Annotated in this window: 18 protein-coding genes and 1 pseudogene; 11 read left to right on the top strand and 8 right to left on the bottom strand. The window is 47.3% G+C overall.

What is annotated here, in order from left to right; translation table 11 throughout:
- Nucleotides 1-81: 81 nt before the first annotated feature.
- The 3 genes from T495_RS0109650 to T495_RS0109640 all read left to right on the top strand — a co-directional run bounded on the left by T495_RS0109650 (nucleotide 82) and on the right by T495_RS0109640 (nucleotide 3,122).
- Nucleotides 82-786, top strand: coding sequence for an SDR family NAD(P)-dependent oxidoreductase (locus tag T495_RS0109650; RefSeq protein WP_369793246.1), 705 nt, complete (start codon nucleotides 82-84; stop codon nucleotides 784-786).
- Between the two features lie 150 nt (nucleotides 787-936).
- Nucleotides 937-1,845 carry a M48 family metallopeptidase gene (locus tag T495_RS0109645; protein ID WP_051651978.1) on the top strand — a complete coding sequence of 303 codons (909 nt, stop codon included), beginning with the start codon at nucleotides 937-939 and terminating at the stop codon, nucleotides 1,843-1,845.
- On the top strand, nucleotides 1,845-3,122 hold the full coding sequence (locus T495_RS0109640; RefSeq protein WP_197020381.1) for a serpin family protein: 1,278 nt from the start codon (nucleotides 1,845-1,847) through the stop codon (nucleotides 3,120-3,122). Before T495_RS0109645 ends, T495_RS0109640 begins: the two co-directional genes overlap by 1 nt.
- A gap of 448 nt (nucleotides 3,123-3,570) precedes the next feature.
- Here the strand turns inward: T495_RS0109640 and T495_RS0109630 are convergent, their stop codons facing one another.
- Nucleotides 3,571-4,230, bottom strand: coding sequence for a type II CAAX prenyl endopeptidase Rce1 family protein (locus T495_RS0109630; protein ID WP_033148513.1), 660 nt, complete (start codon nucleotides 4,228-4,230; stop codon nucleotides 3,571-3,573).
- Between the two features lie 268 nt (nucleotides 4,231-4,498).
- On the opposite strand from T495_RS0109630, the gene T495_RS0109625 reads away from it, so the two are divergent.
- Nucleotides 4,499-6,085 carry a PQQ-binding-like beta-propeller repeat protein gene (locus tag T495_RS0109625; protein ID WP_033148512.1) on the top strand — a complete coding sequence of 529 codons (1,587 nt, stop codon included), beginning with the start codon at nucleotides 4,499-4,501 and terminating at the stop codon, nucleotides 6,083-6,085.
- Nucleotides 6,086-6,235: 150 nt separating this feature from the next.
- Here the strand turns inward: T495_RS0109625 and T495_RS0109620 are convergent, their stop codons facing one another.
- A complete protein-coding gene (locus T495_RS0109620) occupies nucleotides 6,236-6,559 on the bottom strand; it encodes a hypothetical protein (protein WP_033148511.1) in 324 nt (107 codons plus the stop codon).
- A gap of 457 nt (nucleotides 6,560-7,016) precedes the next feature.
- On the opposite strand from T495_RS0109620, the gene T495_RS0109615 reads away from it, so the two are divergent.
- Both T495_RS0109615 and T495_RS0109610 read left to right on the top strand, forming a co-directional pair.
- Nucleotides 7,017-8,012, top strand: coding sequence for a caspase family protein (locus T495_RS0109615; RefSeq protein WP_081832078.1), 996 nt, complete (start codon nucleotides 7,017-7,019; stop codon nucleotides 8,010-8,012).
- Between the two features lie 30 nt (nucleotides 8,013-8,042).
- Nucleotides 8,043-8,882 carry a hypothetical protein gene (locus T495_RS0109610; RefSeq protein WP_028904016.1) on the top strand — a complete coding sequence of 280 codons (840 nt, stop codon included), beginning with the start codon at nucleotides 8,043-8,045 and terminating at the stop codon, nucleotides 8,880-8,882.
- A 6-nt stretch (nucleotides 8,883-8,888) separates the two neighbouring features.
- On the opposite strand, the gene uvrA is transcribed toward T495_RS0109610, so the two are convergent.
- Complete coding sequence (gene uvrA, locus T495_RS0109605) at nucleotides 8,889-11,723, bottom strand: excinuclease ABC subunit UvrA (RefSeq protein ID WP_028904015.1); 2,835 nt, start codon at nucleotides 11,721-11,723, stop codon at nucleotides 8,889-8,891.
- Between the two features lie 3 nt (nucleotides 11,724-11,726).
- Nucleotides 11,727-12,026: pseudogene (locus T495_RS0109600) on the bottom strand (gliding motility-associated C-terminal domain-containing protein); the annotation flags it as partial.
- A 211-nt stretch (nucleotides 12,027-12,237) separates the two neighbouring features.
- Here T495_RS0109600 and T495_RS0109595 point away from each other — a divergent pair.
- Genes T495_RS0109595 through T495_RS0109575 form a run of 5 tightly spaced genes read left to right on the top strand, consistent with a single transcriptional unit; the run spans nucleotide 12,238 to nucleotide 18,287 of the window.
- Complete coding sequence (locus tag T495_RS0109595) at nucleotides 12,238-13,590, top strand: LysM peptidoglycan-binding domain-containing protein (protein ID WP_033148510.1); 1,353 nt, start codon at nucleotides 12,238-12,240, stop codon at nucleotides 13,588-13,590.
- A 24-nt stretch (nucleotides 13,591-13,614) separates the two neighbouring features.
- Entirely contained in the window at nucleotides 13,615-14,430 is an 816-nt protein-coding gene (locus tag T495_RS0109590; protein ID WP_033148660.1) for a porin family protein, read from the top strand.
- A gap of 12 nt (nucleotides 14,431-14,442) precedes the next feature.
- Nucleotides 14,443-15,963 carry a peptide MFS transporter gene (locus T495_RS0109585; RefSeq protein ID WP_033148509.1) on the top strand — a complete coding sequence of 507 codons (1,521 nt, stop codon included), beginning with the start codon at nucleotides 14,443-14,445 and terminating at the stop codon, nucleotides 15,961-15,963.
- Nucleotides 15,964-17,361, top strand: a complete 1,398-nt coding sequence (locus T495_RS0109580) for a Na+/H+ antiporter NhaC family protein (protein ID WP_033148508.1) — start codon at nucleotides 15,964-15,966, stop codon at nucleotides 17,359-17,361.
- Nucleotides 17,358-18,287: an endonuclease/exonuclease/phosphatase family protein gene (locus T495_RS0109575; protein ID WP_033148507.1), complete on the top strand. Its 930-nt coding sequence runs from the start codon at nucleotides 17,358-17,360 to the stop codon at nucleotides 18,285-18,287. Before T495_RS0109580 ends, T495_RS0109575 begins: the two co-directional genes overlap by 4 nt.
- Here the strand turns inward: T495_RS0109575 and T495_RS0109570 are convergent.
- From T495_RS0109570 to T495_RS0109555, 4 genes are all read right to left on the bottom strand, one after another.
- Entirely contained in the window at nucleotides 18,277-19,617 is a 1,341-nt protein-coding gene (locus T495_RS0109570) for a nitrate/nitrite transporter (protein WP_033148506.1), read from the bottom strand. The genes T495_RS0109575 and T495_RS0109570 overlap by 11 nt on opposite strands.
- A gap of 3 nt (nucleotides 19,618-19,620) precedes the next feature.
- Entirely contained in the window at nucleotides 19,621-21,084 is a 1,464-nt protein-coding gene (locus T495_RS0109565) for a DUF1846 domain-containing protein (RefSeq protein ID WP_033148505.1), read from the bottom strand.
- 2 nt (nucleotides 21,085-21,086) lie between these two features.
- Complete coding sequence (locus tag T495_RS0109560) at nucleotides 21,087-22,709, bottom strand: MFS transporter (RefSeq protein WP_033148504.1); 1,623 nt, start codon at nucleotides 22,707-22,709, stop codon at nucleotides 21,087-21,089.
- Between the two features lie 128 nt (nucleotides 22,710-22,837).
- Nucleotides 22,838-25,006: a S9 family peptidase gene (locus T495_RS0109555; protein WP_081832077.1), complete on the bottom strand. Its 2,169-nt coding sequence runs from the start codon at nucleotides 25,004-25,006 to the stop codon at nucleotides 22,838-22,840.

Genomic DNA, 25,006 nt, shown 5'->3' with positions numbered 1-25,006 from the left:
TTTTTCTTCTAAAAACATTTGGCGGATTCAGAAATAGTGTGTAACTTTGCGGGCGGAATTAATCATTTAAACTGAAATAAGATGATGAAAACGGTATTAGTGACAGGTGCCAACAAGGGCATCGGATTTGGAATAGCAAAACATCTGGGCCTTAGTGGTTGGCGTGTAATCATTGGCGCACGCGATGAGCAGCGCGCAGAGAAAGCGATTAGCGAACTGAAGGGACAAGGCATTGATGTGCTGGGATGGGTAAACATCGAATTGGCCAATCTTGATAGTGTTGAACAGGCTGCCAAGGAAGTAAGCGAGAAGTATCCGGAACTATCGCTCCTGGTTAACAATGCCGGTATTCCTGGCGACATGAGCGTAGATAGTGAGCATACAGAGATAAGCGTGATCAAAGAGACGCTCGATGTGAACTTTATCGGCACATTCGCACTTACCAAGGCGCTGATACCATTGATGGCTAAGAATAATGGGCGAATCGTAAACATCACCGTACCATCAGAAATCAGCCCTTATTGGCACCCGTTAGCCTACGTAGCCAGCAAGGCTGCACAGAATGCCATGATGGGCGTAATGGCCATTGAGTTCAAGCAGAGCAATACGCCTGTAGAGATTTTCTCTGTACACCCAGGACCCACCACCACCGATCTGAATGGTAATATGGCGCTGCCCGGATTCCACGATATAGAAACCGTAGGCCAGAAGACCGCCGAACTGATCAATGATGGCCAGAACCACCAAGGCGAGTTTATCGAGCTTTACCCCATTGTAGAGGAATAATAGAAATCTTTCATAACAGATAAAAACTCCAGTCGTTAATCTTGCGGCTGGAGATTTTGTTATTTTCTTACCTAATTTTTTGGCGGTTTGAAAATATGTGTGTACCTTTGTGGCGTGTATTTAAGAAACTGATAAAAACCTATATTAAGTATGAATAGACTATTGATTCTTTTTCTGGCGTGCGTGATAGCGCAGTTCTCCTATGGTGCAACCGTATCCGAAAACGAGTGGTATGAAAAATACCTATCGTGCGCTAAAGACAGCGACTTACGTGTGTTGAAGGCGATAATAGAACAATGGGAACAGGCTGAACCTGAATCGCCAGATGTATATGCAGCATGGTATAACTATTATATAAAGTTAGCTTTGACCGATGTAGTAACCCTCACTACTATACCACCAGAAGATAACCAGAAAGCGCTTCAATTTGTAGATAGTACGGGCGTAGTGGCTGGATACATGTATGATACTAAGGCGTTTAATGATTCTATCATACAGATAGGTTATCAGAAATTGGATGTGGCAATCAGACTTTATCCCGACAGGTTAGATTTGCCTTTGGGCAAAGTTACAATGTTATTCAGACAAGACCATTATTCTGAGGCTATAACGGAACTATGGCGTGTTATAGACTATTCGGAGAAAAACGGAAACAGATGGCTTTGGACTTTAAATCAACCGGTAGAGGATGGTGTATACGTATTTAAGGATAGTATGCAGGATTATTTTGTACAGTTGGTTGATGCAGAACAAAGCGACTTTGCACAGCAATTGGTCGACAGAATGTTGCAATTGTATCCTTCCGACATAATCTTTCGTTCAGATAAAGCGTCGTTGCTTGCCATCGCTAATCGTTATTCAGAAGCATTACCACTCTACCTGTCTATATACAAAGATAATCCAGACGACATCATAGTGGCATCAAACATTGCTCACATATATTACACGCAGGGCGATAAAAAGCAAACAGTGAAATATTATAGCAAGCTGGTGCAGTGTGGCGACAGCGAGATTGAGGATATTGCAAAACAGCGAATTAAGGAAGCAAAATCATGGTGATGAAGAAAGTAATGAAAAGAGATATAATTAAAATTATAGTAGCGCTGGCTTCCGTTGCAGTGTGTAGTGGTTGCCGTAGTGCACGTGAAACTGTAGAAGATGCGGCTGAACATGCTGATGTGAATTATACAACTAGCGAATCGGAACGTGAAATTATCCGTGCTTCAAATGATTTCTCCTTCAAACTGTTTCAATTGCTAGCAGCCAATAATATAGATAAGGATTTTATTATTTCCCCATTAGGTGTGGTATATTCGCTCGATATTATCAGCAATGGCGCCAGCGGACAAACCAAGCAACTGCTGCAGCAGCAACTGGACACAAGCCAATATAGCCTGGACGAGATTAATGCGTTGAGACGAAAGATGATGCTTTGCCATGCTAAAGATTCTGTTGTGGAATTTCTTGCCACCAAAACGGCTTTCATGAAATCATCCAATTTGCTACTTCATCGTGATGAACACACTATAAAGCCAGAATATATCCATACAATCGGTCGTGATTATTTTGCAGACTGTCTGTCGTATCAGAACGAGAATGATGCCAAAAGTGTTGTTGAAAGCTGGAATAAAGAAAATAATCATGGTGCTATCAAGGAAATCTCGCTGGAATTTGATGCTAATGCCGATGCTTATCTCATCAATACATTGCTGTTTAACGGTGCATGGATTCAGGAATTTTACGATACTAAACCAGATACATTCTATGTAGCAAAGGATGAGACTCGAATTGTTAATATGATGACTAATACGGAAAAAGAAGGATGCTTTAGATATATGCAGAATAATAAATATGCCATGCTGTGTATGCCTTATGTTGGGGACTTTTATATGGATGTTATACTGCCAAATAATGATCTTACAGTGGATAGTATGATAAAGCAGATGGATATGGAACAGTATAAAAATAGTACCAAAGAACTTAAAAAGTATGATGTTATAGATGTTAGTTTTCCAAAGTTCCACGTAAAATCAGAGATTGATATTAAGTATCTGTTGCAAGAAATGGGACTCACAGATATCTTTTCGAAGAAAGCTGACTTTAGTTTAATGAGCGAATCCCCACTTTATATCAATAAGATGAAGCAGAATATCGAAATTGATGTTGATGAAAAAGGTACTCATGTAGAGGCAGTTACATCTACTTCTTTTGTTACATTATGCGCATTGAGCAACCCCACCAAGGCAGAGTTTTATGCCAATCGTCCTTTCATTTACTTCATCCGTGACTATTTCGGTTCCATCTGCTTTGCAGGAGTATATCGTGGAGGTAAATGATGATTTCTCGCAAAAATATTTTGTGGAATGCGTAAGATACATATTATAATGTTTGGAGGGCAGTTTGTTATGAGCCTTGTGTTTTCACTATTGCTTTTTTGTGGAATTCTTGGTGAGTATGCGATATTTGCTTTTGTATATCCAATTCTTGTATGTGTTTACTTTGTGACGGATGTATTAATTACGATGATAAGTACAGACTTGATAGTTCGTGCTATTCAGAATAAAGCAGCGTGTATGTTTTCTATTGTAGCTCGCGATTTGGTAATAATAGGAGTGTGGTTATCTATTCTTTTGTATATAAATATAAATGTCATAACACTTTGGGGAACTATAAGTTACGCTCTTCCAAAAATACAGAAGATCATCATCTTCGACATCATCAATCAACAGAAATACTTGCATAACTATATCAAGATATAATGGTCATGGGGACGGAGGAGGTGATTTATCTACGGATAAAGTACCACAGAACTATCCAGAAAATGATGATGCAAATGAAAGCTATCAGGAATGGGGTGTTGGAAAGCAACCCGTGTTTCGAGAAATTGACAATGCCGTGAAATGCAGAGCAGAAAAGTAGCGAATGGGTATCTGTTGCGACCTTACCAATTCCCCATGAAGCGAAAAGCAGAAGTAAAAAGAATGGCAGTAGGTTGCGCTGATGCAAGTCCAAATGCCACAGAAACCACATGATTGTAATGATCAGAACGTATTGCCACATGGGGAGATGTCTGAGCTCGTATTGCAAAAATCCGCGCCATCCGTATTCTTCCAACAAGCCATAGGTGAATGCCAACAAGCATAATACTGCCATGTCCAATCCTCCGATAATGCCAAACACAAGGCATGGCACCGCTATGGTTACAACAGATTTCCAGATAGACTTGCCCGTGATGGTGTAGGCTGTTTGGCGTTTGAAAATGGCCATAGCAATAAGTGCTCCAACGATTGGACCAAGTCCTGTGGAAAGCTGAAACGCATAATTACCCTCGAGTGTGGGATACTTGTGTCCAACAGCCAGTATAATCAGACGTAGTGATAGAGCAATCAGGTAAAATGTTGCTATTGCGCCGATGTGGATTCTTTTATAAACTGATAACTGCATAATAATAAATATGTATAATTTGATGTTTCACGCTGCAAAGATACTACATGAAACCGAAACATTATGTTAATTACCAAAAAAAAATTGATTTATCAGATTTTATTTGTATCTTTGCGAAATAAATACCGATTTGTGAAAACCTATGGATATCTGACACGAAGTAACCATTTTCTCAAACCGCCCCAATAATTACGCGAAATTGTTTGGCGGTTTGAGAAATATTGTGTACTTTTGCCGGAGTTTTTTAACAATTCAAATTACTTCGAAAATGAAAATTGAGTTACGAACCTATCTGTTCACATTGTTGTTATTAGTTGCCAGTATGTCAGCGAAGGCTGATGACATAACCAAAGAGCCTGTTGGACTCACCTTGGATAGTACGGTTGTTGAAGCCGACTGCCAGACGTTCGGGCGGCGGTTGGACGACATCGTTATAACCCCATCGCAGGATTATATGCTGCTGAAATTCCGTGATCTTACCAAAGATGGTAAATGGATAAAGTCCAAGGGAGATATAGGTGCCTATAGCCTGAAGGAGTCGAAGTTGTTGTGGACCCAGCCGTTCGACTTTAGTAATTCGACGGTCTATTGTACAAAGGGAGGTATACTCACAGTTAAGAACAATAACAAGGTGACCATGCTCAACCCTCATACCGGCGAGGTGATCTGGCAGTCAAAATTCTATCTTGCACAGGTCGATGACTCTACTCACATCGTGTTAGGCTATGCAGGTCGCCTCTCGGGTAAACTGAGTGCCTACGACATCACCTCGGGTCAGAAGTTATGGACCGTAAACATACCTCATGTAAAGAATTGGGGGTGGAATCATGTGATTCGTGAGGACTCTGTGCATTGGCTGGTGGTAGCCGATGATCTTAACCGATTGAACATTCTTACAGGCGAGGTGAGTTCTTACGATGCCAAGACTGGTGTGACCGATGTAAAAGCCTCTTTGCTGCAGGGACTGGCGATGGTTGGTGGTGCTGTGGCGGGTGCTATGGTTTCGGGCGGTACTTACGTGCCTTACTTTTCTTATTATCCGAGTGGTATGACCGACTCGAATGTTATTAACCACTTGTACTCTAATGTGCTTCGTGACGACTCGCTTTATTACTTTGCCGACCGTCAGCATGTGGTGTGTCTCGATAGTATGATGAATACCGTCTGGAGCTATGACCTGCCGTCAAAGACTTCTGCTTTCTCGCAGATTGTAAGCAACGACAGTACACTCTATATGTTTAATCTGGGCTTTGGCATGCAGGATGGTGTACGCCGCAAAAAGATGGGGCGCCCGTTTATCGCTTCGTTCGACAAACGTACAGGCGCCTGCCGGTTTATGAACATGCTGAGTATTAAGAAGGATATGGTGGAAGATGCTGTGCTGACACCTGATGGCGCCTTCATGCTCTTCGACGACGCACTGGCTTATAAGCGCGAACTCAACGATTCCGCTGTAACCATCTCACCATGGCAGGTGGAAGAATATGGTAAGTTGAGTGGTATCATCACTCAACCTGTATATGCAGACTACAAATATCACGGCATGTTTGAGCTAATCGCTTCTGATGGCATCTTCTTTCCTGTCATAACAGAGAAAGGTGATATCCTCATGGTTGATAAGGAACTGCGTACAGCAGAGCATTTCCCTGCATCATCACTCTATTGGCCACTCTGTATGGTTGGCGATCGCATGTGTATATCTTCTTATGCCGGTGGCCAGCAGAATGTGTGGTTAGTAACACTGCAAGGTGTGCCCGAGCTGAAACTTACGATTCCCATCCATAGGGTAGGCATCGCCGGCAATAAGCTCTACCTGCACAACAACCGTGCTCTGTATTCTATCCCGCTCAACTAATCTATTCTCTTCTTAAGTTGTAAGGGTACGACAGTTTCCAAGGTGAGTCTTCGAGTTTGAACTTCTTGGCACCTTCCTGCGTTTTAGGTGTACGGACGAGGGGGATGTCGGAGAGATCCATCAGGTAATAGTAATAGCCGAAGAGCTGGGTTAAGCAACCTCTTGCTGAATAGCGGGCCGATTCTCAAGCAGCCACGAGCCTCGGTCGTAATCGGCCGCCTCGTTATAAAGCACAATGTCGGTATTCATATTCTCGACGCCGCTGCAAAGCGGTCCTACTACACTGGTGGTATAGCGGGTCATTTTCTCACGTGTATCAACCTCTGATGGGTCGGGCAGTACGGGCAGATTCTTGTAGGCCTCGTCGAATGTGCTATACGAATACTTGGCTATCAGCGCTTTCTCCTCTTCCTTACTCAATTTAAAGTCGGTTCGCAGGCCATTACCTTCTCTGGCTGTGTAGTCCCAGAACATGTGCCCGCCCAGGTTCTGGGCGTAGTTACGATCCTCGGGCTCTACATAGAGAATCTTAGAGGAACTAACTTTTGCAGTACTGCTCTTAGTGGTGCTGATTTTGGTTTATGTCTGGCTTTTGGCCTTAGTTTGTGTTGTACTTTTGGCTTTAGCTTTTGTCTGTGCCTGCATGGGGGGAGCACCTGCCAGCAGCAATGCCGAAACACAGATGTAGAAATTAAAAAATAATAGATTAGCCATCATAAATGACACTTTCAGAACATATTATATGATTTATGGGACATTTTCAGGCTCATTGCGATCATAATAGAGGACGTTCAATTGAGCTAAATGCATCAGGTTAATTCACTTGGAATAGAGCTATTTCCGTTTTTTTAAGAGTTTTATTTGGAAGTTATCAAAAAAGTGCTTATATTTGCAGACGATAGCATAACAAAACTGTAAAAACTATAAATGTATGAAGCGATTGATATTTTTGACAATGGCGTTTACGGTATTTATCCAGATGGGATGGGCCCAGAAGGATGTGGATACCTATGTGGCAGTAAACGAGGTTGAGGATCCTAATACCTTTGCCGTAATTATTTCGAATGAGCATTATAAGCACGAGGCCGCTGTGCCTTTCGCTCTGAACGATGGCGCTATCTTTAAGCGCTATCTGATAAAGACGCTTGGCGTGCCCGAGCAGAATATCAAGTATGTGGCTGATGCCTCGCTCAATGATATGAACTACAACCTGGCATGGTTGGAGAAGATTATCAACGTGAAGAAACAGCAGGCGCGTGCCATCGTGTACTATAGTGGACACGGCATGCCCGACGAGGACAGTAAGAAAGCTTATCTGCTGCCGGTAGATGGCTATAGCACCGAACCTTCAAGCGGTCTATCTACCGAGGTTCTCTACAAACGCTTAGGGGCGATGCCCGCCAAGCAGACTCTGGTGTTTCTGGATGCCTGCTTTAGCGGTTCGAAGCGTGAGGGCGACATGATGAAGGCTGCACGTGGCGTGGCTATCAAGGCCAAAAGCGCTCCAGTGACGGGTAACATGGTGGTATTCTCGGCTGCACAGGGCAACGAGACTGCCTATCCGCTCAAATCGAAAGAACACGGATTGTTTACCTACTTCCTGCTTGACAAACTTCAAAAGAGCGGTGGCGCCGTATCGTTAGGCGATCTGAGTGACTATGTGACCGAGAAGGTGTCGGAGACATCGATTGTAACCAACGACAAGAGTCAGACTCCCACTGTGACAGCGCCTGTTGGCTCTACCGACTGGCGTAAGTGGATGATGGCCGACAAGGCTGCCAAGAAGTTTGAGAACATGCCCAAGTTTGTACCAACTACACAGACACCGGCTGCTCAGCAGGGAGCACAGCAGGCTACACCAGCACAGCAGAGACCTGCACAGAAGTCGTTCCTGAAGAGGAGAACGACAACAACTAATGAGGAATAATTTAATCTTCAAAATTATAAATATTTACCTATGATGAAAAAGCTATTTGTGATGGCAGCAATGCTGCTGAGTGCAATGGGCGCTATGGCCCAAGATGACAAGCCTGCCGTACTGGTACAACAGTTTACCAATAAGAGCTCAGGCAAGGATGCTGTTGCTAATGCCGTACAGCAGTCGGTTGTATCGGGACTGGTTGGTACAAACCGCCTTAACGTGGTAGATGCTGGCACGATGACTGATCTGCCCACAGTGAAGAACGACCTGTTGGTATATCTGGGTGATAATGGTATCGGCTGGTTGGTTGAAGGCATCCTGAATTCAGTGAGCAGTGCTCACAAGTCGTCGACCGTTAGTGGCAAGACTACTTATTACTATGAGGGTAATGTGAACTATACGCTCACGCTGATTAATACAGAGACTGGTGTGACAGCCATCTCGGAGACTTATACCAATAGCAGTACCGGTGATTCGGAGACTGAGGCTATCACGGCAGCAGCCAATGGCGCTAAAGGTCGTATGGAGCGTTTCGTGCAGAATAACTTCAAGGTTGAGGCTACTGTTAAAGCACTCGACGAGGTTGACGCCAAGAAGGGTGTGAAAACCTGCTATATCAACATCGGTAGCAATATGGGTGTTGAGAACGGACAGATTTTCGAGGTGTTCGGACAGATTCAGGTTGCTGGCGAGAATGTAGATCGCAAGATCGGTGAGATCAAGGTTATCGAAGTGGTAAGCGGCACGATGTCGCGCTGCTCTACCAAGAGTGGTGGTCCTGCCATCAAGTCGGCTTTCGAAAACCAGCAGAAGATCACTGTACGCAGCCGTGCCAAGAAGGATATCCTTGGCGGACTGGGCAATCTGTTGAACTAAATTCGCTTATTTTTTGAGTGCTTGTTTAATGAAGCGGGGTGTGTAGCCCCGCTTATTATTTGCTACCTCTTCAGGGGTGCCTGCACAGAGTATCTCTCCACCTCCACGACCACCATCTGGACCGATATCGATAATCCAGTCGGCCTGTTTGATGACGTCGAGGTTGTGTTCGATAATAATCACGGTATTGCCACGATCAACCAACTGCTGCAGTACCTGCATCAGGATACGGATATCCTCGAAATGCAGACCTGTGGTGGGCTCATCGAGGATATACATGGTCTTGCCGGTATCACGTTTAGAGAGCTCGGTGGCTAATTTAATGCGCTGGCTTTCACCACCGGAAAGGGTCGTGGAGGGCTGGCCCAGTTTGATATAGCCTAAGCCCACATCCTGTATACTCTTGATCTTGCGCAGGATGTCGGGCACGTTCTCGAAGAATTCTACTGCCTGATTGATGGTCATATCGAGTACGTCGGCTATCGACTTGCCTTTGTAGCGCACTTCGAGTGTCTCGCGGTTATAGCGTTTGCCATGACAGTCCTCGCAGGGAACCTGGATGTCGGGCAGGAAATTCATTTCGATGGTTTTATAGCCGTTGCCACCACACGTTTCACAGCGACCGCCTTTCACATTGAATGAGAAGCGGCCGGGTTTGTAACCACGAATCTTGGCTTCGGGCAGGTTTACAAACAACGAACGGATATCGCTGAACACGCCAGTATAGGTGGCGGGGTTAGAACGCGGCGTGCGACCAATAGGGCTTTGGTCGACACTAACCACCTTGTCAATCAAGTCAAGTCCCTCGATACTGTCGTAAGGCATGGGGCGCTTCAGTGAGCGGTAGAAGTGCTGCGACAGGATGGGTTGCAGCGTCTCGTTGATGAGTGTTGATTTGCCGGAACCACTGACGCCTGTCACTACAATCAATTTGCCGAGAGGAAACTCGGCATCAATATGCTTGAGGTTATTGCCAGTGCAGCCTTTCAGTACGAGGCTTTGGCCAGAACCTTTACGACGTTCGCCGCAGGGAATGGTGAGTGAGCCATTCAGATACTGTGCTGTGAGCGTGTTGGTCTTCAACAGTTCGGCAGGTGTGCCCTGGAATACCACTTCACCGCCTTTGCGACCAGCTCGTGGACCGATATCTACCACATAGTCGGCACTGCGCATCATATCCTCGTCATGCTCAACAACGATTACAGTATTGCCGATGTCGCGTAGTTCCTTGAGTGAACTGATGAGTCGTTCGTTGTCGCGCTGATGCAGACCGATACTGGGCTCGTCGAGGATATAGAGCACATTGACGAGTTGTGAACCAATCTGGGTAGCCAGACGAATGCGCTGGCTCTCACCGCCTGAGAGCGAAGCCGACTGGCGGTTGAGCGACAGGTAGTCAAGCCCCACCTCAAGTAGGAAATCGAGTCGGGTTTTGATCTCCTTCAGGATTTCCTTGGCAATCTTGTGCTCCTGGGAGGTGAGTTTGTCACTGCCTTCCAGTTCATCAATCCATTGACGCAGGTCCTTCAGGTCCATCGTGGCCCATTCAGCAATGTTACGTCCCCCCACTGTATAAGAGAGGGCCTCACGGTTCAGACGCTGGCCATGGCATTCTGGGCAGGCGCATTCGGCCAGAAACTGGTCGGCCCACTTCTGCCCGGCACTCGAGTCATCACTCTCCATTACCGTACGCAGGTATTTGATGATGCCGTCGAACGATACGAAGTAGTCGCTCGTGGTGTGTATGAGTTCCTTGCTGATGCGCACATCTTCGAGCGAGCCGTAAAGCACTTCTGTCATGGCATCGTCAGGGATATCGTTGATAGGCGTATTGAGGTCGCACTCGTATTTCTTCAGGATGGCCTCAATCTGCCAGAAGATCATCTGATTCTTGTATTTGCCTAAGGGTACGATACCGCCTTCACGGATAGTGGCATTTTTGTTGGGGATGACCTTGTCAAGGTCGATCTCGTTGATGACACCTAAGCCCTTACAGTGAGGACAGGCGCCTTGAGGTGAATTGAATGAGAAGTTGTTGGGCGCAGGGTCGCTATAGCTGATACCTGTCGTGGGACACATCAGACGTTTAGAGAAATGCTTCAGTTCGCCAGTGTCCTGATCGAGGATCATAATCAGCCCGTCGCCTTGTTTCATGGCGAGTGAAATAGTCTTCTGCAGGCGTTCAATATCTGGTGTCTCAGCCACTTTCATGCGGTCAATCACAACTTCGATGTCGTGATTCTTGTAACGGTCCACCTTCATGCCTTGGGTAATCTCTTTCAATTCGCCATCTACACGGATATGCAGGTAGCCTTTGCGGCGCATGCTCTCGAACAGTTCACGGTAGTGACCCTTGCGACTGCGTACAACAGGTGCCAGGATATAAATCTTATGACCGGCATAATCGTGGGTGATCATGTCGAGCACATGCTCTTCTGTATAGCGCACCATCTCTTCGCCAGTGGCAAAGCTGTAAGCACGACCTGCACGCGCAAAGAGCAGGCGTAGGTAGTCGTATATCTCGGTAGTGGTTCCCACTGTAGAACGTGGGTTCTTGTTGGTGGTTTTCTGCTCGATGCTGATAACCGGTGACAGACCAGTAATTTTATCAACATCGGGGCGTTCCATACCTCCGAGAAAATTTCGTGCATAAGCGGAGAACGTCTCGATATAACGGCGCTGGCCTTCGGCAAAGATTGTGTCGAACGCCAACGATGACTTGCCGCTACCACTCAGACCGGTAATCACGGTCAGGGAGTTGCGGGGAATCTCTACATCAATATTCTTCAGGTTGTGTACGCGTGCGCCGTACACGTTTATCTTATCGTCTTCTCTTTTCATCAACTATTCACTTGAAAAATACCCTCTCAGCAGATTCACGTCCTTGCGGATGTTATACACCACATCATCAGCACCGCGAGCCTTCACCAGTACATAGTAAACACCTTCTTTGACAGCATGCCCCTTATAGGTGCCGTCCCAACCTGTAGAGGGGTCGCTCCACTCGTAGAGTTTCTGTCCCCACCTATTAAATATATAGGCGTGGAACTCTACCAGGTTCTTGTACTCCTTGGGTTGGTAGATGTCGTTATGACTGTCATTGTTGGGCGAGAATGCATTAGGCATGATAAGCTTGCTCTCGGAGCCTGTGGTGGCTGTCGAGTCGGTGGCGCTTGTGTCGGTCTGTGCGCAGGCCAAAAGCGAGGCAAACATGGCCCAAACGGTGAAGATTATCTGCTGAAATCTCATTTTTTACTTGTTTAAAGTGCAAAGTTACTAAATAATTCATAAATATTCTACCCCAATTCACAATTATTTTGTACTTTTGTACGCGAAATGACTAAAATTTGAATTTATGACGCGAGTTTTAAGATATTTTTTGTTCTTTTCCGCCTTCTGGATAGCAGTTGGTGTGGCCTCGGCTCAAGAGGGTGAACAGATACGCGGACTGCATAAAGTGAAGAAAAAGGAGACTATCTTCGGCATATCGCGTATGTATGAGATCACCATCGACCAGCTGATGGAGGCTAACCCCGAGATGAAGGAGCCTGATTTCAATCTGAAGAAAGGCACGGTGCTACGCATCCCTTTTCCAAAGCAGCAGGTGGCAACGGCTGTGGTGAAGGATGCCGATCCCGATGAGACAGATGATATCCGTAAGCGTGCCATCCGACTGGGTGTGATACTGCCGCTGCACAATGTGAATGGCGACGGCAAACGTATGGTGGAATACTATCGTGGCGTGTTGATGGCATGCGACAGCTTGAAGCAGCGTGGCATCTCGGTTGATGTGCATGCCTGGAATGCTGCTGAGGATGGCGATATCCATCAGATACTGCATGACGAGGCTGCTGCTAAGTGTGACCTGATTATCGGTCCGCTCTATTCGAAACAGATGGATGCGATGTCGGCTTTTGTGGCTAAACATAAGATTAAACTATTAATTCCTTTCTCGATTAATGCGCCACAACTGGCTGATAACCAATATATTTTCCAGGTTTATCAAAGTCATGTGACGCAGAACGCGTCAACGATTTCTCACTTTGTTCGTGGCTTTAAGAATTACCACACGGTGATCATTGATTGTAATGATTCGACCAGTCAGAAGGGGAGTTTTACGACTGCATTGCGCCGACAGTTGGAGCAGGAAAAGATGACATGCTCGATTACAAACCTCAAGTCGGGCGAGAGCGATTTCTCGAAGGCTTTCAGTCGGACCAAACCCAATGTGGTGGTGCTGAATACTGGGCGCTCGCCCGAATTGGGTATCGCCTTCTCGAAACTTAATGGTCTGAAGGTAACCGATCCCGATCTGGTGATCAATATGTTCGGTTATACCGACTGGCTCATGTATACCCGTACACATTTGGAGAATTTCTACAAGTTTAATACATATATCCCTTCGGTGTTCTACTACAATCCTTTGTCGGCATCGACCAAGCGTTTGCAGCAGAAGTTCCGTTGGAATTTCCATACCGACATGCAGAATCGCTTGCCACGATTGGCTATTACCGGTTTCGATCATGCTTACTATTTCCTGACCGGTATGCATCGTGAGGGTAGGAAGTTTTTGGGTGCCAAGAGTCATCCTGACTATGTACAGACACCTTTGCAGTTTGAGCGCTATGGCAGTGGCGGTCTGAGAAATAATACACAATTGTTTGTTCACTACACACCCGACAATAGGGTTGAAACAATCAAGTTTTAGTGAATAGTGTTGACTGAAATAATGATGAGATATATTTTGAATGCGAAGTATGTGCGGGTGATTATAGTGATGCTATTCACTATTTACTGTTCACTATTCACAGCTTCTGCGCAGGTAGGTGATTACCGTAATGATCTGGCCGTTGGTGTAAACGGCGGATACGTGATGAGTAATGTGGCATTTGTAACCAAGGTGCCACAATCACAGTTAGGCGGTATCACCGGCGGTCTGACAGCGCGTTATACGTGTGAGAAATATTTTAGTAGCATCTGTGCCGTTACGGCAGAGTTGAACTTTGCACAGATAGGTTGGAAGGAGAAGATATTGGACAAGCAGGATCAGCCTGTTCCATTGCATACCGATCCTACTCAGAATCTGGCTTATCAGCGTTCGATGACCTACGTGCAGATACCCTTGTTAGCCCGACTGGGTTGGGGACGTGAGCGTAATGGTCTACAAGCGTTCATTCATTTAGGACCGCAGATCGGATTTTTCCTGAACGAGAAGACCACGACCAACTTTGATGTGCGTGAGGATGCCTTTAATCCTGAGAGTAAGGAGTATCAGTATGGTAGTCTGCGATCATCGCAGGTAGTGGCACAGGATACGATGGCTGTTGAGAATAAGTTCGACTATGGCATTGCTGTCGGTGCTGGTCTGGAGTTCAGCAACCGTCATTTCGGTCATTTCATGATAGAGGGCCGTTACTATTATGGTCTGGGTAATATTTATGGTAATACTAAACGTGACTATTTCTCACGTTCCAACTTCGGTAATATTGTTATCAAGTGTACCTATCTCTTCGATGTGATAAGAACAAAGAATTCTAAAATCAAATAAAATAATTAATTTATGTTCGAAAATCAACCCAAAGGTTTATTTGCGTTGGCCCTGGCCAACACTGGTGAGCGCTTCGGTTATTACACCATGCTCGCCGTATTTGCATTGTTTTTGAGAGCTAACTATGGTTTGGACGCCGGTTGGGCAGGCGAAATCTACAGCGACTTCCTGATGCTGGTTTATTTCCTGCCTATCGTAGGTGGATGGCTGGCCGATAAGTTCGGTTTTGGCAAAATGGTTACCATCGGTATCCTGATTATGTTTGCTGGTTATCTGCTACTGTCTATTCCCCTGGGTGGCGACACATTCGCTCTGGTAGTGATGCTGGCTGCGTTGGTGCTGATAGGTTTCGGTACCGGGCTCTTCAAGGGTAACCTGCAGGTAATGGTAGGCGACCTGTATAACGATCCAAAGTATGCCAACAAGCGCGATGCCGGTTTCTCACTGTTCTACATGGCCATTAACATCGGTGCCCTTTTTGCTCCTACGGCTGCTGTACGTATCATGGAGTGGTCGCAGCAGAATCTGGGTACCAGCGTTAACGATAGCTATCACTTTGCTTTTGCTATCGCATGTGCATCGCTCATCCTCTCTATTGCTATCTACTACATCTTCCGTGGCACATTCCGCCATGTTGAGGGTGGCAATGGCAAGGCCGACAAGACTCAGGCTGCCAGCAACGAGCCAGAACTGACCAAGGAGGAGACAGCACAGCGCGTAGTTGCTCTGTGTCTGGTTTTCGCTGTGGTTATCTTCTTCTGGATGGCTTTCCACCAGAACGGTCTGTCGCTGACATACTTTGCTGACGAGTTCACAGCTAAGTCGGCTACCGGTGCTGACACTATGCCTTTCGATGTTATCAACCTGGTGATGATCATCTTCATCGTGTATGCTGGTTTCTCACTCTTCCAGAGCAAGACTCCAAAGGGTAAAGGCATCTCGGCTGCTATCATCCTGGTAGCACTCGGCATACTGGGCTATAAGTACACTCAGGCTACTGGCGAGGTCGCTATTTCGGCTCCTATCTTCCAGCAGTTCAACCCATTCTATGTAGTTGCACTTACACCAGTATCGATGGCTATCTTCAGCAGTCTGGCTAGCAAGGGTAAGGAGCCAACACCTCCACGTAAGATTGCCTACGGTATGTTGGTTGCTGCATCGGCATTCATCGTGATGATGCTGGCTTCGCAGGGACTGATGACTCCAAACGAGCAGAAGGCTGCAGGCGATGCTGCTACATTCGTATCGCCTTACTGGCTGATAGGTACATACCTGATCTTGACATTCGGTGAGTTGCTGCTCAGCCCAATGGGTATCTCGTTTGTATCGAAGGTGGCTCCTCCAAAGTTGAAGGGACTGATGATGGGTGGATGGTTTGTATCTACCGCCATCGGTAATAAGCTGGTGGGTGTAGGTGGTTACCTGTGGGGCGACATCAACCTGACAGTGGTTTGGGGCGTGTTCATCGCCGTATGTGTGGTTGCTGCCCTGTTTATGTTCGCCATGATGAAGCGTCTCGAAAAGGTTTGCTAAATGATTTCATTCATCCCATTTATAGTACTGATTGTACTCATCACATGTTGCGTTGCCGTATTCGGTAACGCAACATTGGATGGTGCCAGTCAGGTGTCGCTGTTGGCTGCATCGGCTGTGAGTGTGGTAATTGGTCACTTCTCGAAGCGACTGGAGTGGGAGAATCTGGAAAAAGAGATAACGGATAAGATAGCCAGTTGTACACCGGCTATCATTATCCTTTTGTTGATAGGTGCCATTGGTGGTACCTGGATGGTGTCGGGCATTGTGCCGACGATGATTTACTACGGCATGCAGATTATCCGCCCCGAGGTATTCTTAGTGAGTAGCAGTGTGCTGTGTGCCTTGGTGAGTCTGATGATTGGTTCGTCGTGGACAACCGTAGCTACCATTGGTGTCGCGCTAATGGGTATAGGCAAGGCACATGGGTTCGACGATGGCTGGATAGCCGGTTCAATTATCACCGGTGCTTACTTTGGCGATAAGTTGTCGCCATTGAGTGATACAACAGTTTTGGCTTCGAGTGTGTCGGGGACGCCGCTGTTTACGCATATCCGCTACATGCTTTACACAACGGTGCCCAGCTTTATCATTTCGCTGTCTATTTTCTTAGTGGCCGGACTGATGATGAATGTATCAGGACACGGCAACGTGCAGGAGTTTATGGATGGTCTGCAGCATACGTTCGTGATCTCGCCGTGGCTGTTGATTGTGCCGGTGTTGACGGGTGTGATGATTGCGCGGCGCTGGCCTTCGATGGTGGTTCTGTTCTTGGCTATACTATTGGCGGCGGTCGTAGGATTGCTGGTGCAGCCGGAACTGATTCGTCAGATATCTGGTCATGATGGCTTCTTGTCATCGTATAAAGGTATGATGCAGGTGTGCTATGGCAGCACGAACATCGAAACGGGCGTGCCCATGCTGAACGACCTGGTTCAGACCAGCGGTATGGGCGGTATGATGCCTACCATCTGGTTGATTATCTGTGCACAGACCTTCGGCGGTGCTCTGACGGCTACCGGACAGCTGCAGGATCTGATGAAGGTAGTTTTACACTGGGTACGTGGTACGGCATCGATGGTAGCATCGACTGTTGGTACATCGCTGTTTTGTAATATTGCGATGGCCGATCAGTATCTATCGATTATGTTAGCCAGTTCGATGTTCAAGGATGTGTATAAGAACCGTGGCTACGAAGCCCGTTTGTTGAGTCGCAGTTGCGAGGACGGTGCTACGGTCACTTCGGTACTGGTGCCTTGGAACACATGCGGATTGACGCAGAGTACGGTGCTTGGTGTGGCTACGCTCACCTATCTGCCGTATTGCTTCTTTAATATTCTGTCGCCTATCACGAGTATCGCCGTAGCGGCACTCGGGTGGAAGATTAAACGGAAATGATTCTTAGTCTGCTGTTATCGGGATTCTTTACATTGGTCGAACTGAACTGCGAAAATCTGTTCGACTATACGCATGATGACGGTAAACAGGATACAGAATACTTGCCGGAAGCAACACGTCATTGGAATTCCTACCGCTATTGGCATAAACTGAACAATATTGCTCAGGAACTGGTTTCCTGTTCGGATGAACATATACCTGACTTGATAGCGCTCTGTGAAGTGGAGAACGACTCGGTACTGCATGATCTGACAAAACGTTCGTTGCTTCGGAATGCAGGCTATGAATACCTGATGACTTCTTCGCCCGATCAGCGTGGTATCGATGTGGCGCTATTGTATTCACCTTTTACGTTTGCACCAATCCGTCACAATGCCATCAGGGTACAGCCTGTAGTTGGCATGCGCCCAACACGTGATGTCTTGTATGTGTGTGGTGAGACGGTATCGGGCGATACGCTCCATGTCTTTGTGGTGCATCAGCCCAGTAGGTTTGGCGGAGAAAAGTACAGTCGTCCTTTCCGTATGGCAGTGGCCGACAGGGTGTGTCAATCGGTTGATTCGATTCGTGTACTGTCGCCTGAAGCAAAGATACTGATAGCTGGCGACTTTAATGATGGTGCTGATAGTCCGAGTATGAGATTGTATGCACAACACGGACTGATGAACCTGACGAAGGAAGCGCGAGGCGAACATGGTGTGAAAGGCACCTATCGCTATCAAGGGGAGTGGGAGAGCATCGACCATATATTGGCAACCACAGCTTTATCCAGTCGGGTGGATACAACAATGATTCATACACCGCTCTTCCTGTTGGAAGAGGAACCGCGCTATGGTGGCTATCGCCCCAAGCGAACGTATGTAGGTATGCGTTATCACTCAGGCTATAGTGACCATCTGCCGCTGATAGTACGATTTACTTTTTGATATTTGGTAGTTGTAGACCATAGTGCTTATGCTTGTCGATAAGCAGTATGCCTATGGCTGTGATGGCTGCACCCAGAGCAGTGAAGCCGAAGATGAGCATGGATGTGGTGTAAGTTGGATCGGTCTCGTTGGCGCTACCTACAAACATGGGTATAATGGCGCGTCCGAAGTTCTGGATGAAGAATATCATCGAGTAGGCAGTGCCTAAGCATTTTAAGGGGATAATCTTGGGTACACAGGGCCATAAGGCTGCTGGTGCTAACGAATAGCCGATACTGAGAGTCACCATCAGAGCAATGGCGATGGTGCTGCTATGCATTGGCAGTGAGAATCCGAAGTGTACAGCTGTCAGCATGAGCGCACCGGTAATGACCAGTGTGACACCCTTGCCGTAACGGTCGTAAATCAGTCCGAATAATGGTGTCATAAGAATGGTACCAAAGGGTGCTATCGATGAGAAGAACCCTGCGATATCAGGATCGACACCATACTTCATGACCATCAGCTTGGTAGAGAACTTGAGGAAGGGCGATACAGCCGAGTAGAATAGCACGCAGAAAAGTGTTATCAGCCAGAAACCTGGATTGCGCAGAGTGATACCGATATCTGCAAAGCGGAATTCTTCGGAGTTCGATGTATCTGTTGGTACTGATACATCCAACTTGCGGTCCATCACACAGAATACTAAGAATGCCAACAGTCCAATCACGAGGAAGGCTACAGCTACTAACAGCGGTGTGGATAGCGTATAATGACGGGCTATTGGGGCCGAGATACTCAGTGCAGCGGCTGTTCCTAATCGGGCCATAGCTAACTGGATGCCCATGGCTAAGGCTAACTCATGACCGGTGAACCAGCGTACCATCGCTTTAGAGACGGTGATACCTGTCATCTCGTAGCCAACACCGAACACAGCAAAGCCAAGAGATGCAACAGCTACCGACATGGGTAATTGGAAGCCGAAGACAACAATCTCGGTTGTACCGAAATCATTGGTGACACCGTATAACTTCAGTAGTGTACCAATCACCATCAGTGAGCAGGCTAAGGTGCCTGTAAAACGGATGCCCATCTTGTCGAGAATCAATCCTGAGAAGAAGAGCATCAGCAAGAATACATTGATGAAGCTGCCTGCGCCTGAGAAGAAACCATAGTCGGATGGTGTCCAGCCTAAGCCTCCTTGACTCTTGGGCAGTTCGAGAATAGCTTCGAGTGGCGACATCACGTCATTAACGAAATAGCCCATCATCATGGCTGTTGCCACGATGATGAGCACTGTCCATCTCGCAAAAGGCGAGTCGTTTAGTCGATGACGGATAACCTCTGTCATATATTACTTTTTCTTCACCGGATCGCAGGTGAGTCCGCAGCCGAGCTTCTTGAAGATCTTGCGGTCAACCTCACTCAGCATGACGGTGGTGTGTACCTGACAGCCGCGCAGTTTTGGTAACTGCTCTAAGGCTTTGCGACATTTCTCGTCGTCGTTAGAGAGTACACTCAGGGCTACCAGTACCTCGTCGGTATGCAAGCGAGGATTCTTACCACCTAAGTATTCAATCTTGGTCTTCTGTACGGGCTCAATCAAGCTCTGTGGAATCAGCTTCTCCTCGTGATTAATCTCTGCCAGGTGTTTCATGGCATTGATAAGCAGAGCGGCACTGCAACCTAACAGTGGTGACGATTTGGCGGTGATGATGGTACCATCCTCAAGCTCGATGGCAGCAGCCTGCAGACCTGTCTCGATCTTCTTCTCGTAGGCAGCTGTGGTAACCGGACGGAAAGCGGTGGTAATCTTAGCCTGATTAAAGAGCATACGGATCTTGTTTACCTCGCTCTCGTTATCAGCGCCGTCGGCCATCTTGTTAGTGGCATCGTAGAATCTGCGGATAATTTCATCCTTCGAAGCCTTGCAGCAAATCTCGTCGTCGCTGATGCAGAAACCAATCATGTTCACACCCATGTCCGTGGGTGACTTGTAAGGGTTCTCACCATAGATTCCTTCGAAGAGTGCATTGAGCACGGGGAAGATTTCGATGTCGCGATTGTAATTTACGGCAGTCTTGTTGTAAGCCTCCAGATGGAAGGGGTCAATCATGTTCACATCGTTCAGGTCGGCAGTAGCGGCCTCGTAGGCGATGTTTACAGGATGCTTCAAGGGCAGGTTCCATACGGGGAAGGTCTCGAACTTGGCATATCCAGCGCGGATGCCACGCTTGTTCTCGTTGTAAAGCTGACTCAGGCAGGTAGCCATTTTACCGCTACCAGGACCAGGAGCTGTTACGATAACGAGTGGACGTGAAGTCTCTACGTAATCGTTCTTACCAAAGCCCTCGTCACTGGCAATCAGCTCCACGTTGTGGGGATAGCCGTCGATGGGGTAGTGGATATATGATTTGATACCCTCACGCTCCAGACGATGACGGAACTGGTCGGCGGCATGCTGACCGTTGTAGTGAGTAATCACTACGCTACCTACCATGAAGTTACGACTCATGAATTCGTCGCGCAGGCGCAGTACATCTTCGTCATAGGTGATGCCGAGGTCGGCACGTACCTTGTTTTTCTCGATGTCCTCAGCGCTAACCACGATGACAATCTCGATGCTGTCGCGCAACTGCCCCAGCATGCGGAGTTTTGAGTCAGGCTTGAAACCTGGCAGTACACGCGATGCATGGTGGTCGTCGAACAGTTTGCCACCCAACTCCATATAAAGCTTGCCATCGAACTGAGCGATGCGCTCCTTGATATGCTCAGACTGTATCTTGAGATACTTGTCGTTATCGAAACCGATTTTCATAATTATTCTGTGATGTTTGGAAGTTCAAGACCAATACCTTTCTTCTTATCAACTACCTTCAGCACGAAGCCCAGGATGAGTGCGGCTACACCGAGTGATGCCAGCATAACCAGCGGAGCGGTGTAATCGAACTGGGTAGGATCGGTGACATTGGGGTTGGTGGCATCGAGCACCTTACCGATCAGCAGTGGGAACAGCCACAAACCGATGTTCTGAATCCAGAAAATCAGGGCATAGGCCGAACCGATGACCTTAGCGTCAACCAACTTGGGCACTGAAGGCCAGAGGCTTGCAGGTACCAGTGAGAACGATGCACCCAGCACCAGAATGGTGGTGTAAGCAATGATGATACCACCTACTGCATTGCCCTTGAACATAGGCAGTACGAAAGCGAAGGTAAGGTGACAGGCAATGAGCAGCACTGAACCCAGCACGAGCATGGTAGCTGCCTTACCGTGGTGGTCGAGATAACTACCAAGGATAGGTGTGATGAGCACGGCCAGCAGGGGGAATACAGCAAAGATACTCTCGGCCGACTGGCGCATGAAGCCCATGTAGCAGTAAGTTACAAGTGCTAAGATTGAAAGGCCCAGCAGACCGTACTTCAGGTTGGCCTTCTTCTGGAAGTTTGATGCGAAACCTGCAGCAGCCACAATCAGCATAATGATGTACTGAACGATGGTAACATCGGGCTGTGCCCAGAACGAGTTAGCATCAGGAGCTGTCAGCGTGAGGTTACACTGCAGCATGTTTACAGCATACTTTTGGAAGGGGAATATTGCTGAGTAGTACAGTACGCAGAGCAGGGCAACGATCCAGAAACCAGCATCGGTCAGAATCTTACCCAGATCGGAAATCTTGAAGGGATCGTCCTTCTCCTCAGCTTCGCCAGTCTGACTGTCGAGCTTCTGATCCATGAAGAAGTAAACGATGGTCATGATAAGTGCGATACACATCAGTACTACACCGAAGGCTACTGAACGACTTACTGATACCTCACCACCCAGACGTGCAAAGAAAGGTGAGAATATCATACAGGTGGCAACACCCAGACGGGCGAGTGCCATCTCTGATCCCATAGCCAGAGCCATCTCACGACCCTTGAACCATTTTACAATACCACGGCTAACGGTGATACCAGCCATCTCACAGCCACAACCAAAGATCATGAAACCGCAAGCTGCAAACTTGGCTGATGCAGGCATGCCAGCATAGAATGGCGATACACCGAGTTCGTCGAATCCTGGAATATAATTCAGGTTGTTATTAAACCAAGTCTCGAGTCCGGTTCCGATAAAGCTTTCGCTTACGGCATACCACTTTACACAGGCACCAACCACCATCACAGCTGCTGAAAGCACAGCGGTGAAACGAACGCCCATCTTGTCGAGGATGATACCAGCGAAGATGAGGAAGAACACGAATACGTTGAGGAATACCTCAGAACCCTGCATGGTACCGAATGCGGTAGAGTCCCAACCACGGGTCTCCTGCATCAGGTCTTTGATAGGTGAGAGGATGTCCATAAAGATGTAGGCACAGAACATAGCGAGTGCCAGAAGTAAAAGCGCGGTCCAGCGCATGCCAGCGCTGTCGCGAAGGGTCTTTTGAATTGCTTGAGTCATTATCTTGTTTTTATTTAATTACTATTTCGTATTTATTCCCATATTCGGAACGTTTTATTCCCACGTTGGGAATATATTATTCCCACACTGGGAATCTATTGTTCCCAACGTGGGAATATATGGCTTGCTTATTTCAACCAACGGTCTAACCAATTGAAGAAGGTGCGCTGCCACAGTACACCGTTCTGTGGTTTCAGTACCCAGTGGTTCTCGTCGGGGAAGATGAGCAGCTCGGCAGGCAGTCCTTTCATGCGGGCAGCGTTGAAGGCTGCCATACCCTGAGTGGCATTGATACGATAATCCTTCTCACCATGGATGACGAGAATTGGTGTATCCCACTTCTCTACGAACTTATGTGGAGAGTTGTGGTAGGTCTTCTTGGCGTTAGGCAGCTGTGGACGATGCCAGTAAGCCTCGTCGTACTCCCAGTTAGAGAACCAGTTCTCCTCAGTTTCCAGATACATTGCAGCCAGATTGAAGGCACCATCGTGGGAGATGAAGGCCTTGAAACGCTTGTCGTGATGACCTGCGAGATAGTATACAGAGAAACCACCGAACGATGCACCTACGGCACCCAGATGATCCTTATCTACGTATGGCAGGTTATTGGCTGCATCGTCGATAGCCGACAGATAGTCGTTGATGCACTGACCTGTCCAGTCGCCAGAGATTTCCTCCAGCCATTCCTGACCGAATCCAGGCAATCCGCGACGGTTAGGTGCTACAACTACATAGCCTTGAGAGGCCATGATCATGAAGTTCCAGCGATAACTCCAGAACTGCGAAACAGGACTCTGAGGACCGCCCTCGCAGAACAGCAGGGTGGGGTACTTCTTAGTCTCATCGAAGTTGGGAGGCAGGATAATCCAGGTGAGCATCTCCTTGCCATCTGTAGTTTTCACCCAACGCTGCTGAACGGTTGGCTTGGCCAACTGGTCCAGAATATGCTTGTTCTCGAAAGTAAGCTGAGTGGTCAGTGTCTTCTCAGGCTTCTTGAAATTCGGAGTTACGATATACAGGTCGGCAGGCGATGTGTAGTTATGGCGCTCCATCAACAGTTGCTTGCCGTTGTTCATCAGGTGAATCTGACCGAAGTCATCCCAAGTATTAGTCAACTGCTTCAGCTCCCCCTTCCAATTAACGGCGTAGAGGTTCACGGTAGCGTGCCAAACACCGATGAAATAAATCATCACGTCCTTAGAATCGCTCCATACGAAATCGTCAACGCCAGAGTCGAAACTCTCTGTCACGTATTTCTTTTCGCCAGTAGCTAAGTTATACACGCACAGACGGTTACGATCTGACTCATAGCCATCGTGTTCCATCGATGTCCAAGCTACGTACTTGCCATCAGGTGAGAACTTAGGGTTCTGATCGTAACCCACATTGTTCTTCAGATTCTCCTTGGCATTTACGCTCTGATATTTCAGAGACTTGGTGGGATCAACCTCTGGTGCCTTATAATCAGCAGGCTTGCAAAGGTTCTTGGTTTCGCGCGTACCTATTATATATAAATATATATCAGAGTCGGTAGAGATTGAGTATTCCAGGCCGGTCTTCTTGCGGCAGGTATAGGCAATCGACTTAGAGTCGGGTGCCCAGTCCAACTGTTCGATACCACCGAATGGCTCCATGGGGCACTCGTAGGGCTCGCCCTCCAGGATGTCGATACCATCCTTGATACCATCCTCTGTTACATCAGCTACAAAGGGGTGCTGGATGCTCTCTACATAGTGATCCCAGTGACGATACATCAGATCGGTTACCAGTCGGCCGGTAGCCTTTGGCAGATCATCAGGATTCTTCTTAATGATCTCGTGGAACTCGAGTGAGTGGAGCAGAATCACCTTCTTGCCATCAGGCGAGAACTTGAAACCTTCGATAGCCTTCGAGGTCTTTGAAATCTGCTTGCGGTCAGAACCATCAGGGTTCATGGTCCACAGCTGACCACCTGAAAGGAAGGCAATTTTTCCGTTATACCAGGTAGGATCGGTCTCGCTCTTGCTGCCAGTAGTCAGTGTGGTGTTGCCTGTACCATCGGCATTGATGATGGCAATCTTCTGCTGACTCTTGTTGGCCTTGACGCTGTAGTAGCCAATCTGATAAACAATCTGTTTACCATCAGCCGACGCTTCAGCAGCACCTACACGTCCCATCGCCCAAAGAGCCTCAGGCGTCATCAGATTACTGTTCAGTTTGATATTCTGCTTACCTATTTTCACGTTTTCTTCTGCTTTTATAGGACTGCTTAAAAGTGCAAATCCCATCAGTAAAACTGGAATACAAAATCTTTTCAT

Origin of the sequence: Prevotella sp. P6B1 (assembly GCF_000702825.1) — a bacterium.
Lineage (GTDB): Bacteria > Bacteroidota > Bacteroidia > Bacteroidales > Bacteroidaceae > Prevotella.
This window is presented reverse-complemented; position numbering and strand designations above follow the sequence as displayed.

What these genes read in the sequence shown, in the direction of transcription:
- T495_RS0109650 (WP_369793246.1), top strand. Translation starts at nt 82, where the DNA reads ATGATGAAAACGGTATTAGTGACAGGTGCCAACAAGGGCATCGGATTT.
- T495_RS0109645 (WP_051651978.1), top strand. Translation starts at nt 937, where the DNA reads ATGAATAGACTATTGATTCTTTTTCTGGCGTGCGTGATAGCGCAGTTC.
- T495_RS0109640 (WP_197020381.1), top strand. Translation starts at nt 1,845, where the DNA reads ATGAAGAAAGTAATGAAAAGAGATATAATTAAAATTATAGTAGCGCTG.
- T495_RS0109630 (WP_033148513.1), bottom strand. Translation starts at nt 4,230, where the DNA reads ATGCAGTTATCAGTTTATAAAAGAATCCACATCGGCGCAATAGCAACA.
- T495_RS0109625 (WP_033148512.1), top strand. Translation starts at nt 4,499, where the DNA reads ATGAAAATTGAGTTACGAACCTATCTGTTCACATTGTTGTTATTAGTT.
- T495_RS0109620 (WP_033148511.1), bottom strand. Translation starts at nt 6,559, where the DNA reads ATGTTCTGGGACTACACAGCCAGAGAAGGTAATGGCCTGCGAACCGAC.
- T495_RS0109615 (WP_081832078.1), top strand. Translation starts at nt 7,017, where the DNA reads ATGAAGCGATTGATATTTTTGACAATGGCGTTTACGGTATTTATCCAG.
- T495_RS0109610 (WP_028904016.1), top strand. Translation starts at nt 8,043, where the DNA reads ATGATGAAAAAGCTATTTGTGATGGCAGCAATGCTGCTGAGTGCAATG.
- uvrA (WP_028904015.1), bottom strand. Translation starts at nt 11,723, where the DNA reads ATGAAAAGAGAAGACGATAAGATAAACGTGTACGGCGCACGCGTACAC.
- T495_RS0109595 (WP_033148510.1), top strand. Translation starts at nt 12,238, where the DNA reads ATGACGCGAGTTTTAAGATATTTTTTGTTCTTTTCCGCCTTCTGGATA.
- T495_RS0109590 (WP_033148660.1), top strand. Translation starts at nt 13,615, where the DNA reads ATGAGATATATTTTGAATGCGAAGTATGTGCGGGTGATTATAGTGATG.
- T495_RS0109585 (WP_033148509.1), top strand. Translation starts at nt 14,443, where the DNA reads ATGTTCGAAAATCAACCCAAAGGTTTATTTGCGTTGGCCCTGGCCAAC.
- T495_RS0109580 (WP_033148508.1), top strand. Translation starts at nt 15,964, where the DNA reads ATGATTTCATTCATCCCATTTATAGTACTGATTGTACTCATCACATGT.
- T495_RS0109575 (WP_033148507.1), top strand. Translation starts at nt 17,358, where the DNA reads ATGATTCTTAGTCTGCTGTTATCGGGATTCTTTACATTGGTCGAACTG.
- T495_RS0109570 (WP_033148506.1), bottom strand. Translation starts at nt 19,617, where the DNA reads ATGACAGAGGTTATCCGTCATCGACTAAACGACTCGCCTTTTGCGAGA.
- T495_RS0109565 (WP_033148505.1), bottom strand. Translation starts at nt 21,084, where the DNA reads ATGAAAATCGGTTTCGATAACGACAAGTATCTCAAGATACAGTCTGAG.
- T495_RS0109560 (WP_033148504.1), bottom strand. Translation starts at nt 22,709, where the DNA reads ATGACTCAAGCAATTCAAAAGACCCTTCGCGACAGCGCTGGCATGCGC.
- T495_RS0109555 (WP_081832077.1), bottom strand. Translation starts at nt 25,006, where the DNA reads ATGAAAAGATTTTGTATTCCAGTTTTACTGATGGGATTTGCACTTTTA.